Annotated in this window: 12 protein-coding genes; 1 reads left to right on the top strand and 11 read right to left on the bottom strand. The window is 68.7% G+C overall.

All coding sequences use genetic code 11. The annotated features are described in order from the left end of the window. Positions 1-103 precede the first annotated feature (103 nt). From BEP68_RS11720 to BEP68_RS11710, 3 genes are all read right to left on the bottom strand, one after another. Positions 104-4,732, bottom strand: coding sequence for an ExeM/NucH family extracellular endonuclease (locus tag BEP68_RS11720; RefSeq protein WP_187250062.1), 4,629 nt, complete (start codon positions 4,730-4,732; stop codon positions 104-106). A 244-nt stretch (positions 4,733-4,976) separates the two neighbouring features. Continuing rightward, positions 4,977-5,735: an SURF1 family protein gene (locus BEP68_RS11715; protein WP_082298004.1), complete on the bottom strand. Its 759-nt coding sequence runs from the start codon at positions 5,733-5,735 to the stop codon at positions 4,977-4,979. 57 nt (positions 5,736-5,792) lie between these two features. Further along, a complete protein-coding gene (locus BEP68_RS11710) occupies positions 5,793-6,908 on the bottom strand; it encodes a GuaB3 family IMP dehydrogenase-related protein (RefSeq protein WP_053098967.1) in 1,116 nt (371 codons plus the stop codon). A gap of 76 nt (positions 6,909-6,984) precedes the next feature. Here BEP68_RS11710 and BEP68_RS11705 point away from each other — a divergent pair, with 76 nt between their 5' ends. Further along, positions 6,985-8,064 carry an FAD-dependent oxidoreductase gene (locus BEP68_RS11705; RefSeq protein WP_187250061.1) on the top strand — a complete coding sequence of 360 codons (1,080 nt, stop codon included), beginning with the start codon at positions 6,985-6,987 and terminating at the stop codon, positions 8,062-8,064. Between the two features lie 2 nt (positions 8,065-8,066). Here the strand turns inward: BEP68_RS11705 and BEP68_RS11700 are convergent, their stop codons facing one another. From BEP68_RS11700 to BEP68_RS11665, 8 genes are all read right to left on the bottom strand, one after another. Beyond that, the gene (locus BEP68_RS11700) at positions 8,067-9,755 is read right to left on the bottom strand and encodes an ABC-F family ATP-binding cassette domain-containing protein (RefSeq protein WP_187250060.1); all 1,689 of its coding nucleotides are present in this window, start codon (positions 9,753-9,755) and stop codon (positions 8,067-8,069) included. Between the two features lie 65 nt (positions 9,756-9,820). Next, on the bottom strand, positions 9,821-11,605 hold the full coding sequence (locus BEP68_RS11695) for a sensor histidine kinase (RefSeq protein WP_261987826.1): 1,785 nt from the start codon (positions 11,603-11,605) through the stop codon (positions 9,821-9,823). Next, the gene (locus BEP68_RS11690) at positions 11,602-11,949 is read right to left on the bottom strand and encodes a response regulator transcription factor (protein ID WP_053098963.1); all 348 of its coding nucleotides are present in this window, start codon (positions 11,947-11,949) and stop codon (positions 11,602-11,604) included. The genes BEP68_RS11695 and BEP68_RS11690 overlap by 4 nt, the downstream gene beginning before the upstream one ends. Continuing rightward, entirely contained in the window at positions 11,946-12,089 is a 144-nt protein-coding gene (locus BEP68_RS11685) for a hypothetical protein (RefSeq protein WP_171821987.1), read from the bottom strand. The genes BEP68_RS11690 and BEP68_RS11685 overlap by 4 nt, the downstream gene beginning before the upstream one ends. Further along, complete coding sequence (locus BEP68_RS11680) at positions 12,086-13,588, bottom strand: glycosyltransferase family 2 protein (protein WP_235567436.1); 1,503 nt, start codon at positions 13,586-13,588, stop codon at positions 12,086-12,088. The genes BEP68_RS11685 and BEP68_RS11680 overlap by 4 nt, the downstream gene beginning before the upstream one ends. Beyond that, positions 13,573-14,286, bottom strand: a complete 714-nt coding sequence (locus tag BEP68_RS11675) for a PHP domain-containing protein (RefSeq protein ID WP_187250059.1) — start codon at positions 14,284-14,286, stop codon at positions 13,573-13,575. Before BEP68_RS11675 ends, BEP68_RS11680 begins: the two co-directional genes overlap by 16 nt. Beyond that, positions 14,283-15,272 (bottom strand): ATP-grasp domain-containing protein, encoded by a 990-nt coding sequence (locus tag BEP68_RS11670; protein ID WP_187250058.1) that lies wholly within the window; start codon positions 15,270-15,272, stop codon positions 14,283-14,285. The genes BEP68_RS11675 and BEP68_RS11670 overlap by 4 nt, the downstream gene beginning before the upstream one ends. Then, positions 15,272-16,315, bottom strand: coding sequence for a response regulator (locus BEP68_RS11665; RefSeq protein ID WP_053098960.1), 1,044 nt, complete (start codon positions 16,313-16,315; stop codon positions 15,272-15,274). The genes BEP68_RS11670 and BEP68_RS11665 overlap by 1 nt, the downstream gene beginning before the upstream one ends. Positions 16,316-16,503: the final 188 nt, after the last annotated feature.

Raw genomic sequence — 16,503 nt, 5'->3', positions numbered from 1 at the left:
CGCTGCAACGCGGCACCCTGACGAACCACGGGAACGACGAAGGCCGCCGGGATCACTCCCGACGGCCTTCGTGCGTGTCAGGCGGGCGTGCCGCCTATCGAGGTCAGAACCAGCCGGAGATGAGGTCCCACAGCCAGTCGATGATGCCGCCGATGATGCCGCCCGCGCGGTTGACGGTGACGGTGGCCGTCGCCTCATCGCCGTCGGCCTGAGCGACCGCGACCGTGAACTTGCCCGGCTGCGTGCTCTTCGGCACCGTGACGGTGGTCGAGAACGTGCCGTCGGCGGTGACCTGAACGGTGCCGACGTCGAGGGCCGCGCCCTTCTTCGGTCGCAGCTGCACGGTCACCGTCTCGCCCGGCTGGTAGCCCTCGCCGGTGATCGTGAGCTTCTTGCCCGCTGCCACCTTCGACGAGCCGAGGTCGATCGATCCTGCGAACTCGACCGGCTCCTCCCCCGCGATCGAGAACGGCACCTGCACGGTGGTCCCGGTACCGGCGACGGCGACGGTGAGCAGCTGCTCACCGAAGACACCCGCCGGAACCGTGAAGCCGAGCAACGCGCGCCCTGCCTCATCGGTCGTGTCGACGATCGTGGGATCGACGGCGCTCGCAGCGAGCCGGGTGCCGCCGAGCGACAGGGTCACCTCGCCGGGCGCCTGCTCCCCCGCACTGAACGCCAGCGACGAGAGAGCGACCGTCACCTGGTCGCCGGCGCTGTAGCCGTCGGCATCCGGTGCACTGACCGAGACTCCCACCGCGCGCTGCGCGAGGTCGGGGGTCGCCGTCTTGTTCGCATCGAACCAGTCGACCATCGACTGCAGGTCGATCTTGCCGGTGTCACGCTTGCTCGAGCCCTCCTTGAAGGTGAAGAAGTTGTCTCCACCCCCGGCGAGGAACGAGTTCGCTGCGACCGTGTAGTTCGCCGCAGGGTCGATCGGCGTGCCGTTGAGCGTGATCGACGTGATCCTCGATCCCTGAGCCGCGGCCGGATCGTAGGTGTAGACGAGACCCTCCGATACGCCGAGCTTCAGGAACGGACGGGCCGAGCCTGCCGGCTGCCACTGCTCTTCGAGCACGCCCTTGAGCTGCACGCCGCTCAGCGACAGGGTCACCAGCGTGTTGGCGAACGGCTGCACCGTGGCCGCCTCGCGGTAGGTGACATTGCCGTTCGGGTCGTTGGCGTTCGACGAGGCGTACGTCAGGTTGGCGCGGATGCCTCCCGGGTTCATCAGCGCGATGTCCGCACCGGTGGACCACTTCTGCACGTCGGCGACGAAGTTGCCGATGGTGGACTCCCCTCCGCGGTTCTCCGAGCCGTTCGTCTGACGAGCGCGGTTGAAGTCGGCGGTGATGTCTCCGACCTTGACCGCGCCGAGCACGTCGGCCTCAGCCTTCGCCTTCGCGACGATGTCGGCGACCTCCGGGACGGCCGGGTAGAGCGCCTTCCCTGCCGAGGTGAGGGGCTTGATCTCGTTGGTGATCGAGATCAGGTCCTTCGTCTTCGGGTCGACCTGGATGTTCATCAGTCCGAGGTTCTCGCCGTACTGCCCGGCCGAGATGACCGGACGCCCGTCGATCACGTGGTTGTAGGCGAGGTGCGTGTGTGCCGAGACGATCGCGTTCACGTCATCGTCCACGCCGTAGACGATCTCGCCCAGGGGCGAATCCGGCGTGATGCTCGACAGCTCGACGCTCGATGCTCCCTCGTGAACGAGAAGGATGACGACATCCGCTTCGCCGTTGGACGCGTCTCCGTCACGCAGGTCGTCGGCCACGGCGTTCACCGAATCGACGATGCTGCGCACCTCGAGATCCGCGATGCCCTCAGGCGACACGAGCGAGTCGAGGTCCTCGGTGACGGCGCCGACGAAGCCGACGCGCACGCCGTCGAGCTCCTTCACCCAGGCCGGTGCGAGCGCGGGCTCGCCCGTCTCGGTGACGAACACGTTCGACGAGATGTACTCCCAGTCCGCGCGGTCCTGCACGCGGTCGCGCAGGTCCTCCCAGCCCTGGTCGAACTCGTGGTTGCCCGCGGCACTGACGTCGAGGCCGGCGGCGTTGAGCGCGTCGATCGTCGGGTTGTCATCGTTGATGAAGGAGGTGAACGTCGATGCGCCGATCAGATCGCCGACACCGGCGAAGATCGTGTTCGGGTTCTCGGAACGGAACTGCTGCACGGCTCCGGCGACGACCGCCGCGCCTGCGGCAGCGCCGTCGGCCTCGATGCGACCGTGGAAGTCGTTCATGGTGACGACGTCGATGCTCACCGGCGGGACCTCGGAGGAGACGCCGACGATGATCGGGTCGTGGTCGCTGGAGCGGAACGGTGTTCCCGCCTCGGTGGCGCCGAACGCGTAGCCGCGGTCACTCCACTCCGGAGAGTTGATGCTCCACACACCCGCGCCCGTGATGGATGCGGCGAGCGACGGCGACGCGAGCACGTGGTCGAGCGAGCCGAGCTCGCCGTCGAACGTGTACGTGTGCTGTTCCGGAGCCTTCTCGCGTGCGACGTCGCTCCACCCCTCGCTCGTGAAGACCTCGATCGGGTCCTCCTTCGCGTAGGCGTTGAAGTCACCGATCAGCAGGATGTCGCTGCTGCCTGTCGTCTCCTCGATCTCGGTGGTGAAGGTCTTGAGCGAGTTCGCCTGCTTCACGCGGTCGGCGTTGAAGAAGCCCTGGCCGTCTGCCGGCTCGGCGCCGCCGCCCTCGGGTGCCGACTTCGACTTGAAGTGGTTCGCCACCACCGTGACGACGCGTCCGTCGATGTCGAACGCCTGCGCGATCGGCTCGCGGGCGTTGCCCCAGACGCTCTCGTCCGTCACGGTCAGACTGTCGCCGACCGTCTCGACCGCGTCCTTCTTGTAGATGATCGCGCTCGTGATGAAGTCGGTCGTCGCCGAGTCGTTCAGCTCATCGGGAGTGCGGACGTAGTCCCACTCCGCGCTGCCGAGTGCGTCGTTGAGCCCGTCGACCAGATCGGCCAGCGCCTCGTCGAGCGAGCCGCCGAGCTTGATCGAGTTCTCGATCTCCATCAGCGACACGATCTCGGCGTCGAGGCCGTTGATCGCCGCGACGATCTTCGACTTCTGGATCTCGAACTGGGCAGCATTCGCCGCGCCTCGTGCGTTCGAGTTCTCGCTCTTCAGCGTGGTGAAGTAGTTGAAGACGTTGAACGACGCCACCTGCACGTCGCCGCCGACCGTCGGGGCGGTGTCCGTGCGAGGGTTCGTGGGCTGGAAGCCGACCTTCAGGTCGGCGGACGACGTGCTGTCGATCGGCACGACCGGCTGAAGACGCCAGTCGTCGAAGCCGTACTGGAGCACGTACCCGTTCTCGCTGAAGTCGACCGTGTCGCCGTTGCGGACGACGAGGTCCTTCGTGAAGTACGGCTGGTCGTTGGGGTGCCCGCTGTTCGAGACCTGGATCGACCACCCGTCGTCGAGCAGGATCCGGTTGGCGCGGTTCGCCGCGGTGATCGCCGCCGCCTCGGCTCCCGGACGCACGAGCTCCGTGCTCTTGACGTTGAGATCCGCCCCGGCGTTCAGCCAGAGGGTTCCGAAGTTGACGAGCTGGTGGCTGGAAGCCAGGCGATAGGTGCCCGCCGGGGCCACGTACATGTTCTCGTACTGCTCACGGTCGCCGCCGACGGCGGCATCGGGAAGCGGGGTGACCTCGGGAACGCCCACCCCTGCCTGCAGGACCGAGATGCCGGTCAGCGCTGCCGGGTTGATCTGCGTCTGGCCGAAGTACTCGCTGACCGAGCCGGTGACCGAGACGCGATCGCCGATCGCGAGCGTGGGAGCGAGCGCGTTGAGGAAGACGAAGACGCCGTCCGATGCGCCGGGGGTCGCGTCGACCGCGCCGCCGGAGCCCTCGGTCTGGATCACGATGCCCTTGTAGCCGCCGGTCCGATAGTCGGCGGTGACGATGCCCTCGACCGTGACCGTCTGGCCGTTCAGCGGCGAGACATCGGTCGTTCCCTGGACGTCGGCGATCGACACGTCGGTCGGCTCGGGCTCAGGCTCAGGATCGGGGTCGGGAACCGTGCCCGCATTCTGCGGCGTGATGGTGGCCGACAGGCTGAAGTCCGCCTTGTTGTCGTCGGTGTCCTTGCCGCCCGTGCGGTTGAGCGATTTGACGTCGGTGTTGCCCGTGGGAGGAGTCGCGGCGGCAGTCTCGAATGTGTTCGAGGTGCCGTAGCCGAGCACGTCGATGACGCCGTCGACACCCGTGACCGAGCCGGGGGTCAGTGTGACCGCCGCGGTGCCCTCGACCAGCGCGAGAGTGCCGTTCGTTCCGCTCGGGTTGAGGGTGCTGACGACGTCGGCCGTCGGCAGTGCTGCGCCGTTGGCTCCGTTGCTGCCCGCCTGCACGAGATAGTGGCCGCCGGCGGGGATGACGCCGGTCAGCGGCGCGACGCCGTTCGAACCGCCCGTTCCTGTCGCGGATCGATACTGCAGCGAGAGCCCGTCGAGGGTGACGGGTGCCGCCGTGGGGTTGTAGAGCTCGACGAACTTGTTGGTGAACGCCGCCCCGGCACTGCCCCCGGAGAGGTAGGCCTCGTTGATCACCACCCCCGTTCCCGAGACGTCTGCGGAGGCTGGCGCGGCGATCAGGGCGCTGGCGCCCAGTGCGGCGACGCAGGTGGCGGCGAGAACGCCGAGACGCCCCCGACTTCTGCGGTCTGACCCGGGAACCTGATGGTTCGCGGCGTCGGGAGCGGACATCATCTGTGTTGTCTCCTCGGGTGTGTTCTGGCGACGGCTCTCGTGAAACCGGGCGGTGCGGGCTCTCAGCCGACGCACATGTGAGCGAGCATACGGAGGCCCTCCGACAACCTCAACGGAGTTTTCCGATTGGTAACCAAGCCCTCACCGAACGTCCGGACCCGACCCTGACGAAGGTGGAATATCGGACCGCGAACCGCTCACATGCGCGCGATGCGCCGCGCGGATGCGGTCGGGTCAGGCGGAATCAGACGGAGTCGCCGGCGGCGGTCGCTGCGTCCTCGAACTCCTCGACCTCACGCTCCCAGGCGTCCTTGGCGAGTCGATACCAGAGGTAGAAGGCGAACCCGGCGAAGATCGCCCACTCCGCGGCATAGAAGATGTTGAGCCAGTTCACCGGCGACTGCTCCTCGGGTGCAGGCGAGGAGATGTCCGTGAGACCTGCCGTCGCCGTGATCGAGGCGAGGTACGGCCGATACACGTCGAGCTCGTCGACGTCGTGCCAGTGGCTGAGCAGCGCAGCGGTCGACATGCGGTCCATGCGCTGGGGATCGTCCTTCGGCGGCACCGATGGCCCCTCGTCCGAGATCACCCGACCGACGAGGGATACGTCCTCTGCGCTCTCGTCGAGCTTCTCGACGGCCGCCTCGGCGACGGCACGGTCGGCGGTCCATCCGATCGCGACCGCGATCGACGTGCGCTCCGCGACCCGCAGCTGACCGGTCACCCAGTAGCCCTCGACGCCGTCATTGAACCGACTCGACACGATGAGGAAGTCATCGCGGATCCAGGTCCCCGACGTCTCGACCTTCTGCCCGACCAGCGGCTCGGGGAGGTACGCACCCGGCTCGACCACATCGGTCAGCGGTCGCACCTGCTCGGTCGCTCCTGCGGGCGGCGGATCGGTCTCGATCGCGCGCTCGAGCTGCCACTGCCCCAGCCACGCGAACACGCCGGCCACCACGAGGCACAGCACGAGCATCCCGATCCAGCGTCCCCGGAGCATGACCTCGCGGAGAGTCGGGGGGAACAGAGCAGCAGAAGTCACGGCGTGGTGCGGGCCTCAGGCCTCGTACGGTGCGAGGACGACCTCGACCCGCTGGAATTCCTTGAGGTCGGAGTATCCGGTGGTGGCCATCGACTTGCGCAGCGCACCGATGAGGTTCGCCGTGCCGTCGACGACGGGCGCCGGACCGTAGAGGATCTCCTCGAGCGTGCCGATGCCGCCGACCTCGACGCGACGACCGCGCGGGAGCTTGGGGTGATGCGCCTCGGGACCCCAGTGGAAGCCGCGACCCGGTGCATCGGTGGCGCGTGCGAGGGCGACGCCGAGCATGACCGCGTCGGCACCCATCGCGAGTGCCTTGACGATGTCACCGGACGTGCCGACGCCACCGTCTGCGATGACGTGCACGTAGCGTCCGCCGGACTCGTCGAGGTAGTCACGGCGGGCCGCGGCCACGTCCGAGACGGCCGTGGCCATCGGAGCGTGGATGCCGAGGGTCGCGCGCGTGGTCGACGCCGCTCCCCCGCCGAACCCGACGAGGACACCGGCCGCACCCGTGCGCATCAGATGCAGGGCCGCGGTGTAGGTGGCTGCGCCTCCGACGATGACGGGCACGTCGAGGTCGTAGATGAACTTCTTGAGATTCAGTGGCTCGTCGACGCTCGAGACGTGCTCGGCCGACACGGTGGTGCCGCGGATGACGAACAGGTCGACCCCTGCGGCGGCGACCGTGTCGTAGAACTCCTGCGTGCGCTGCGGTGTCAGCGATCCGGCGACGGTCACTCCGGCTTCACGGATCTCGGCGAGACGCTGCGTGATGAGCGCGGGCTTGATCGGCTCGGAGTAGAGCTGCTGCATGCGCGCCGTCGCCTCTCCCTCGCCGAGGGATGCGATCTCCGCAAGAAGGGGCTCAGGGTTCTCGTAACGGGTCCACAGTCCTTCGAGGTCGAGGACGCCGAGTCCGCCGAGCTGCCCGAGCATGATCGCCGTCTGAGGGCTCACGACGGAGTCCATCGGTGCGCCGAGCACCGGGATCCCGAAGCCGAAGGCGTCGATCGTCCAGGCGGTCGACACGTCCTCCGGGTTGCGGGTGCGCCGCGAGGGCACCACCGCGATGTCGTCGAACGTGTACGCGCGACGCGCACGCTTGCCTCGGCCGAGCTCGATCTCCATGGTCACCACCCCAGACTACCGGGCGTACGCGATGACACCGACGGCTGGGAGACTGAGAGAGAGGTCGGGAGGCAATATGTCGGATTCGGTGGAGGTCGCCGTCGTCGGTGGCGGCGTGATGGGCCTTGCGACCGCGTGGGAGCTCACCCGACGAGGGATGAAGCCCGTCGTCTTCGAGCGCTTCGCCCGTGGCCACCACCAGGGCGCCTCGCACGGCGCCACGCGCAACTTCAACAACGCCTACGACGAGGACCACTATCTCGACCTGCTCGTCCGCGCACGCGCCGGATGGGACGCCCTCGGGCAGGTGGGCGGCGAGCCGCTGCTGCGTCTGCACGGCCTGGTCACCCACGGAGATGTCGACGTCGCCGCGATCGAACGGCGGCTGTCCGAGCGCGGCATCCACGCCGAGATGCTGACGGCGCACGAGGCATCGTCGCGATGGTCGGGCATGCGCTTCGGCGACGATGTGCTCTTCTCCCGCGACGCGGGCGTCGCCCGCGCATCCGCCGCGCTGGGCGAGTTCGAGCGACGGATCGTCGCCGCGGGAGGCGAGGTGCGCTGGGAGACCCCCGTGACGCGGATCGACGAGACCGACGACGGCGTCGACATCGTGCTGCCTGACGCCCTCGTGCGGGCAGACGTCGTCGTCGTCGCGGCCGGCGCCTGGACCGAGCGGATGCTTCCCGGCATCCCTCTGCCGCGCCTGGAGGTCACCGAGGAGTTCCCCGCGCACTTCCGCCCCGCCGCCGACTCGGTGTGGCCCTCGTTCAATCACTACGTCGATCCCGGCCGCTACCCGGCGACGGTCTACGGGATGCCGACGCCCGGCGAGGGCGTCAAGGTCGGGTTCCATCGCGTGGGCGACGTCGTCGACCCGGATGCCCGCCCGCACGCGGTGACGCACGCGCAGGCTCTCGCCGACTATGTGGGCGAGTGGATGCCGGGCCTCGACCCGGCATCCGCGGAGCCGATCAGCTGCACCTACACCTCGACCGATGACAGCGCCTTCGTGCTCGACCGATCGGGGCGGATCGTCGTCGGCGCCGGCTTCTCCGGCCACGGCTTCAAGTTCGCCCCTGGCGTGGGCGCGACCCTCGCCGATCTGGCCCTCGATCCCTCCGCTCTCGCGGCGGAGCCGTTCCGACTGCGCTGAACTCAGCGGGCTCGCACCACGCGGCGCTCGTCCCACACGGGGGCATCGGCTTCGTACACCTCGCCGTCCGAGCCGAACACGAGGAACCGGTCGAACGAGCGGGCGAACCAGCGATCATGCGTGACCGCGAGCACGGTCCCCTCGAAACGACGCAGAGCGTCTTCGAGCGCCTCGGCCGACTCGATGTCCAGGTTGTCCGTCGGCTCGTCGAGCAGCAGCAGCGTCGCACCGGAGAGCTCGAGCAGCAGCACCTGGAACCGGGCCTGCTGGCCGCCCGACAGCGATTCGAAGGCCTGCTGCGCCTGCCGCACGAGTCCGTACCGGTCGAGCGCCGAGCTCGCGGCATCCCGCGGCATGCCGGCCCGTCGTTCGTCTCCCCTGTGGAGGATCTCGAGCAGCGTTCTGCCGACGAACTCGGGATGCGCATGCGTCTGCGCGAACAGCCCCGGCACGACGCGCGCTCCCAGCACGGCCTGCCCACGGTGATCGACCGTCGCGAGCTGCTCCCCGGTGGACGTCACGTGACCCAGCGTCGGGTCCGGATCGCTGCCCCCGCGTGCGAGGAGGCGGAGGAAGTGCGACTTCCCCGATCCGTTCGACCCGAGCACGGCGACCCGATCGCCGTACCAGACCTCGGCGTCGAACGGCCTCATCAGCCCGGAGAGCTCGAGCCCGTGTGCGACCACCGCGCGCTTGCCCGTGCGTGACCCTCGCAGCCTCATGTCGAAGTCCTGAGCCGGGGGTCGCTCCTCCGGCGGTCCGGCCTCCTCGAATTTGCGCAGTCGCGTCTGCGCCGCCTGGTACCGCGACGCGAATCCGTCGTTCGCCGACGCCTTCACCTTGAGGTTCGCGACGAGGGTCCGCAGCTTCTCGTGCTGCTCGTCCCACCGGCGGCGCAGCTCATCGAGTCTGTCCATGCGGTCGCTGCGCGCCTGGTGGTAGGTCGCGAATCCGCCGCCGTGCACCCACGCCGAGGCCCCCGCGCCGCCGGTCTCGAGGGTGATCAGCCGATCGACCGCACGGGCCAGCAGCTCCCGGTCGTGCGATACCAGCAGCACGGTCTTCGGCGTCTGCCTGAGCTGCTCCTCGAGCCAGCGCTTGGTGGGAACGTCCAGATAGTTGTCCGGCTCGTCGAGCAGCAGCACCTCGTCGGGTCCGCGCAGCAGCGCCTCCAGAGCGAGTCGCTTCTGCTCGCCACCCGACAGCGTCGTGAGATCGCGGAAGCGGGCGCGCTCGAAGGGCACTCCCAACGCGGCGACCGTGCACTGGTCCCAGACCGTCTCGTGCTCGTAGCCGCCGGCATCCGCGTACTCCGCGATCGCCGTCGCATACGCCATCTGCGTGTCGTGCTCATCGCGCTCGATCAGCGCGTCCTCCGCAGCCTCGAGAGCCTGCGCCGCCTGCCGGATGCGATGGGGTGCGACCCGCACCAGCAGCTCGTGAACGGTCTGACCGGACTCGCCGTGGCCGACGAACTGGTCCATCACGCCGAGGCCGCCATCGATCGTCACGACGCCGTCATCGGCGGGCTGGTCGCCTCGGATGATGCGGAGCAGCGTCGTCTTGCCGGCCCCGTTGGGCCCGATGAGGGCGCTCGTCGACCCGGCTCCGACGCGAAAGCTCGTCTCGTCCAACAGCGGTCTGCCGTCGGGAAGGGTCAGCGAGACCCCCGCAACATCTATGTATCCCACCGTGCGTGGCCGTCCTTCCGCCCGCGTGGCGAGCCGACCAGGCTATCAGCAATCGGGCCGACCGGTCAGCGAGTGCGGCCGACCACCTGGATCGCCTCGGTGCGCGGCGCCGCCGGGAGCAGCATCCGGAACTCGGTGCCGACGCCCTCTCTGCTCGTCACGTCCATCGTGCCGCCGTGGGCGAGCACGATCGCCCGGGTGATCGTGAGGCCCAGGCCGACGCCGGGCACGGCGTTGCGGGTCGCTGTCGACGCGCGGAAGAATCGGGTGAACAGCATGCCCTGCTCGTCTTCGGGGATGCCCACACCGGTGTCGCGCACGGAGAGCTCGACGCCTCCGTCGACGAGACGCACGCCCGCGGTGACCCGCCCGCCCGCAGCGGTGAACTTGATCGCATTCGAGAGCAGGTTGTCGAGGGCCTGTCCGATTCGTCCCGAGTCGACCGAGAGCACGACGGGAGTCGCCGGGATCTCGGCCACGATCTCGATGCCCTCGCGCTGCGCATGCGGGCCGGACGATGCGACGGCGCTGCGCACCAGCTCGGTGACGTCGGCGTCTCGGCGCTCGAGCGGGAAGCGGCCCGACTCCACCTGGGCGGTGAACAGCAGGTCCCCGACGAGGTTGAGCAGGCGCTGCGCGTTGCGCTCGATGATGTCGACGAACTCCTGCTGGTCGGTCGTCAGAGGCTGCGCGGGATCGTTCTGCAGCAGGTCGAGGAAGCCGATGATGGCGCTGAGCGGTGTCCGCAGCTCGTGCGAGATCATGCCGACGAACTCGTCCTTCATGCGCGCGACCTCCACCGCCCTGGTCTCGTCGGTGATCACCAGCAGGTAGCCGTGTCGGGAGCCGTCGGAGTCCTGGTAGGGAGTGACGGTGACGCGCGCGGGAACCGTCGATCCGCCGACGGTCGCCACGTCGATGTGCGAGTCCACCGGCAGACCGGCGTCGGCATCGTCGAACAGCGCACGCAGGCCGGGGTGCAGCCCGTCGTCAGCGTGGGCGGCGGCCTCGGTCGCGAACGGGGCGAGAGCGTGCGAGGGGAAGAACCGGTCGACCGGAACGGCGGCGAGCGCGTCCGGCACCGCCATGCCGAGCAGGCGCACCGCACCCGGATTCCATGCCGTGATCACCCCGCAGTTGTCGGTGGCGATGACCGCCTGGCCGGTGATGGAGTTCCACAGGCTCGTGAAGGACTCGGAGAGCGCGCGATACTGCTGCTCGCTCGACTTCAGCTGCTCGAGCATCGCCTCGTTGGCGGCGAGAGCGGCCGTGCGCTCGACGACATGCGCCTCGGCCTGGGCCGTGCGCAGTCTCTGCAGTCGGGAGAGCTCGTTCACGATCGCACCGACGGTGGCGAACACCAGCGGGCCGATGACACCGCGAAGCCAGGCCACAGGGTCTTCCGGCGGATCGATGATGTTCGGCATGAGCAGCGCGATCGATGAGAACACACCGACGATCACGACCTGGCGGCGACCGGGGGCTGCGGCGATCCAGATGACCGGGAGGAGCACGAACGAGGAGAAGAGGGATGCCGGCCCGCCGGTACCCGCCCTGATCGCACCCAATCCGAGGATGTCGATCATCGGAATGAGCATCACGACCCAGCCGTCGTACACCCCGCGCACCGAGAGCACCGCCGCGAGTGCCGTCACCACCGCGATGGTGGCGAGGCCGAAGATCGCCACGCCGGTGTCGGTCACCGGGATGCCGGGGATCGTGAACATGAGGACGGAGGCGATCGCGACCGCGATCGCCGTCGGCCCCTGCTTCATCAGCGGCGTCGGATTGTCGAAGTACCGGCGCCAGCTGCGCTCCATCGTCTGCTGGACGGTGCTGGTCGGAGTCATCGTGCCACTTCTCTGAGGAGTGCCCGCAGTTCGGCGCCGATGATCGGCTTGGGCAGTGCCGCGTCGGCGTCGGGGTAGTCGGCGACGTCGAGCACGGAACTCACGATCAGGAAGCACTCCGGGAAGCGGGTCTTGATGAGTCTCGCCAGCTCCGAGCCGCTGATGCCGGGCAGCAGCAGGTCGAGCACGGCGACGACCGGTGAGATCGTCGAGAATGCGGCGATCGCCGATTCGGCGTCCACCGCGGCGAACACGTCGAAGCCCTCGCGGTCGAGATAGCGCTTCAGGAGCGCCGTCTGGTCTGCGCTGTCCTCGACCACGAGGGCCAGCGGCCGCGCGGTCATCGCAGGAACAGCTCTCGCACGATCACGATGACGACGACGATGCCCAGGGCGAGGAGGGCCTGCGGGATCAGGAGCTTCTCCCGACGGGCGTCGGCGGCGATCTCCTCCTCCTCGGCGCTTCTCGAAGGTGCTTCGGTCATGAGTCGACCCGTCCGATCTTCTCGGTCTTGATCCATGCGGCGTCGGCGTGGCGCCACTCTTTGATGTAGGAGTCCACCGTGATGGCGCAGAGCAGCGAGCCGTACCCGCAGACGTAGAGCAGCAGCCCGGCGAAGAACCGTCCTGCCGGCAGGGGCTCGACGACACGGGCGAGCCAGATCCCGAGCATCGAGATCGGTCCCCAGAGGTAGAAGACGACAGCCCACATCAACCGCGTCTCGTCGGTGAGCGCGAGCCCGAGGTCGTTCAGGCCCGATTCGAACAGCCAGGGGAACAGGGCGATCGCCATCAGGATGAGGGCGCCGAGCCCGGGGAACATCAGCGCCTCACGCCACGACTGTCGGCCGATCCGCCCATCGAGCTGCACGGCGTAGAGCATCGAGAACAGATAGATGCACGCGGCGGCGATCCACATGAATCGGAACACGAACTCGGCGATGTCGCTGTGCAGGACGAGCAGCACGAGCAGCGCGGTGGCTGCGAGGATCATGAAGGCCGGCAGCAGCAGGATGGTGAACCACGCGAGCCCGAAGGCGAAGCTGCCGAGGTTGTGCACTCGGCTCGGGCGGAACCACAGATGCCGGTAGATCGACGTCAGCTGCACATTGCCGCGGGCCCACCGGAGGCGCTGCTTCCACAGACTGTCGATCGTGCGCGGCTCTTCGGCCAAAACGACCGCGTGCGGCTCGAACACCATCCTGCGCCCGGCCAGCTGCCCTTCGAAGGTCGTCATGGTGTCCTCGGCGAGCGTTCCCGTCGGGATCCGGCCCCCGATCGCCTCGAGATTCGCGCGTGAATGCAGCTGCGCCCCTCCGGCGAGGCACGCGATCGCTCCCCCGACGTTCTGCGTCCGCCGGGCCGAGAGCTGCCCGATGACGTACTCGATCGCGATGAACCGGGTGAGGTAGTTGCGGTCGCGACTGCCCTCGGCGATATACGCGGTGACGGCGCCGACCTTCTCATCGGCGAGATGCCGGCTCATCTTGCGCAGCGAATCCCGCGCGAAGATCACATCGGCGTCCATGATCAGCACCGCTTCGGTCCACTCGTCCGCGAGCACGATGTCGAGTCCGTGGTTGAGCGTGTGCGCCTTGCCCTCGCCGCCCTTGTCCCGACGCAGATGCACGACCCGTCCGGGGAATGCCGCCGCCTTCGCGGCGACCACCTCGGGGGTGTCATCGGTCGATGCATCGTCGATGACGAAGATGCGCAGGCGGTCGGCCGGGTACTCGAGCTGCATCAGGCGTTCGATCGCCTGGCCGAGCACGAGGCCCTCGTTCCACGCCGGGATCAGCACCGCGACGCGGGGATGGTGCGGTGCCGCCTTGCCGTAGTGGTTGCGGAACGCGTGCACGGGCAGGGCGAGGAACTGCAGCCCGGTGTTGATCACCGGCAGGGTGCCGACCAGCACGCAGAGCAGGAGGATGACGACGACGACGGTCTCGACCCAGTTCAGTTCGGCCATCAGCTCGCCCTCCATCGGTCGAGGATCTCTGTCACGCGCGCGTAGCGTCCGACGTCGGACGCGATGTGGCTGTCCGTGGACGCGACGATCTCGGCGCCGGCGGTGCGCAGCGCGTCGAGCAGGGGGATGCCGGGGCAGCCCCACTTCTCGTTCACCTCGACCTGCGTGTCGGTCTCGGCCGCCGTCGTCGCCCACGCGGTGATGCGATCGGCACCGAGTTCCGCTTCTGAGAGACCGATCTTGGGCAGGATCGAGAAGCAGTGGGCGAGCTGATTGCCGGGGTGACGTCGCATCGCCGCGATCAGTGCCGACACGAGCTGATCGAGCGCGTCCTCGGCGGCCCAGCCGGCGTCGAGCCGTTCGCGGACGGCGCTCGGACCGAGGGGTCCGTCGATTCCGGGGAACTGGTGGTCAGCGATCAGGATGCGATCGATCCCGCTCGGCAGCTCGGGGATGTCCAGTTCTCCCGAGGCATCGAGGATCTTCGCCTCGACTCCCGTCAGTACCGTCAGATCCTCGGGCACGCGCAGCGCCCTCACCGCCGCGAGGTACTCGGGCACCCAGGGCGTCGACTGCCGCACGTGGTCGACCAGGCGCACGGTCGTGAGACCGGCAGCGGATGCCGCGGCGACGTTCTCGGCGAGAGTGGAGACCGCGTCATCCGAGAACGTCGAATGCACGTGGTGGTCGCCTCGCAGCAGCGCGTGACTCACAGTTCCTCCTGATGTCCCGCGTGCGCGGAGACGAGGATCTCGTCGACCTCGACGATCACGTCCTCGAGGAAGCGCACCGACGCGATCTCGCGGAAGGCGACCGTCGACGGGATCCCGCGGCCCAGGAACAGGTCGGCGACGAGCGAGGGGATGTCGACTCCCGCGGCGATCGTGAGCGGAAGCGCGCCAGGGAATCGGGGATTCACCTCGAGGAGCACCGCTCGGCCGTCGCGGTCGCGCCGGAGCTGGACGTTGGCGACGCCGACGAGTCCGATCGCCCGGGCGATGGATGCCGCCGCGTTCTCGAGTTCGTCGTCGTGCACCGTGCGCCCCGCGATGGCCACACCGGAGTCGACCCTGGCTCGGGTCCGCGGCACCGCCGCGACGACCGAGCCGGAGGCATCTGCGATCACATCGACCGAGTACTCCTCGCCCGGGAGGAAGTCCTGCACGATGAGTCCTTCGTCCTGCGGCAGCGCTTCGAGCGCCGCCCGGTCGGGGACGAGCCGTACGCCGCGGCTGCCGGCTCCCTGACGAGGCTTGGCGAAGACGGGGAACTCCCAATCGACCGCCAGCGCATCGGAGCCCGCGAGGACAGTACGCGGCGTGAGACCGGTCGACTCGCACCGCTCGGCGAGCAGCAGCTTGTCGAGGGCGATGGAGAGCGTGTCCTGCGAGGGCGCGGCGAGCACAGCCGGAGCCAGCTCCTCGCGCCTGCCGGCGAGCGCGATCAGCTCGACATCGACGGTGGAGATCACGAGATCGAGCCTGTCATCCTCGACCATGCGGGCTATCGCCGAGACGAAGTCGTCATCGCGCCCCGGCGGCACGAGACGGCGGTGCGTCGGCGGCACGAGGTAGATGCCGCTCGCCCAGCCGTCCATGTCCGCGGCGAAGACCTCGAGGTCTTCACGACGAAGCAGCGAGCGGATGACGGCGACGCCCGCCGGGCCACCGGCGCCCGTCACCAGTACGCGCGCGCTCATCAGCTCTCCCGTCGTGTGAGTTCGTGGGCGCCGATGAACTCGGCGGTCTCACGGACGACCTCGAGCGGCTCGACCGCCGATCCTCCGCCGAAGCGCGACCAGTAGCGAGCGGTGGCCGTCACGAACTCGGGTTCGAGGTAGTCCCGGGTCGCCGTCTGCGAGCCGAAGCATTCGAGCAGCCGCAGCTTCTGACCGATGTACTGGTCGATGCGGACGAACCGCGTCGGGCGGAAGTCGATCGTCGCCGAGGGGCTCTGGTAGCAGGCGACCGTTCCGACCCGCCGGGTCGCGGCGATCGTCGCCTCGCTCACCGCTCGGTGATCCTGGTGCCGATCGTTCGACGAGTGCGTGTAGACGATCGTCGGCTGGACCTCCTGCACGACCTCCTCGATCAACCGGACCGTGGCTCCGCCGCCGGAGATCTCGGTGTCGATGAGGTCTTTGACGAACAGTCGCGCACCGAGCATCTCCGCCGAGGCGAGCGATTCGTGCTGCCTGCTGTCAGCGTCTCCCCCGCGCGCACCGCGCGAGAGGGTGAGGATCGTGATCGAGTCGCCCGCCTGGGAGTGCGCGGCGAGGAGTCCTCCGACGCCGATCTCGACATCGTCGGGGTGCGCGCCGATGGCGAGCACCACCTCTTTGGTGCGGTTGGCCTCGCGGCGCGTGCGGCCCTCCGTCACGAGCCGGGTGACCGCCTCGACGAGCTTCACGTTGTCGAGCGGCTTGGTGAGGAACTCGTCGGCCTGCGCGCGCAGAGCCGAGACGGCGTACTCGACCGAGACGTGCGCGGTCATGACGACCACCGGCAGGAGCGGGTCGTTCCGACGCAGCTGCGCGAGCAGCTCCAGCCCGTCGAGTCCGGGCATCTCGATGTCCGTGACGACCACGTCCGGCGTGAAGGTCTCGAGCCGCGCGACGGCGGACTCGCCATCGTGAGCGACCACGACCTCGCAGCCGGCCCGCCTCTCGAGCACGGTCTTGACGAGCAGGGCGACGTCTGGGTCGTCGTCGACGACGAGGACGCGGGGAGCATCCTGGGGCATATCTGCAGCTCTCAGTGGGGAAGTCCCCCTGCCGATCAGCGGCCGGCGTGGCACTCCCTGCGCCCTTCGCGCCGGGAGCTCGAGGGGAAGTCGAGCGGGTGTCTCTAAATACTGGCATATCAACAGACCGCCGCGATGGCGGCCACGGCTGCTCCCTCAGTACTCTCGAGGATGAAAGCGGTCTGCGG

Source organism: Microbacterium sp. 4-7 (genome assembly GCF_014332665.1).
In the GTDB taxonomy this organism is placed as follows: domain Bacteria; phylum Actinomycetota; class Actinomycetes; order Actinomycetales; family Microbacteriaceae; genus Microbacterium.
Note: the sequence above shows the minus strand (reverse complement) of the source record. Positions and strands in the feature narration are given on the sequence as shown.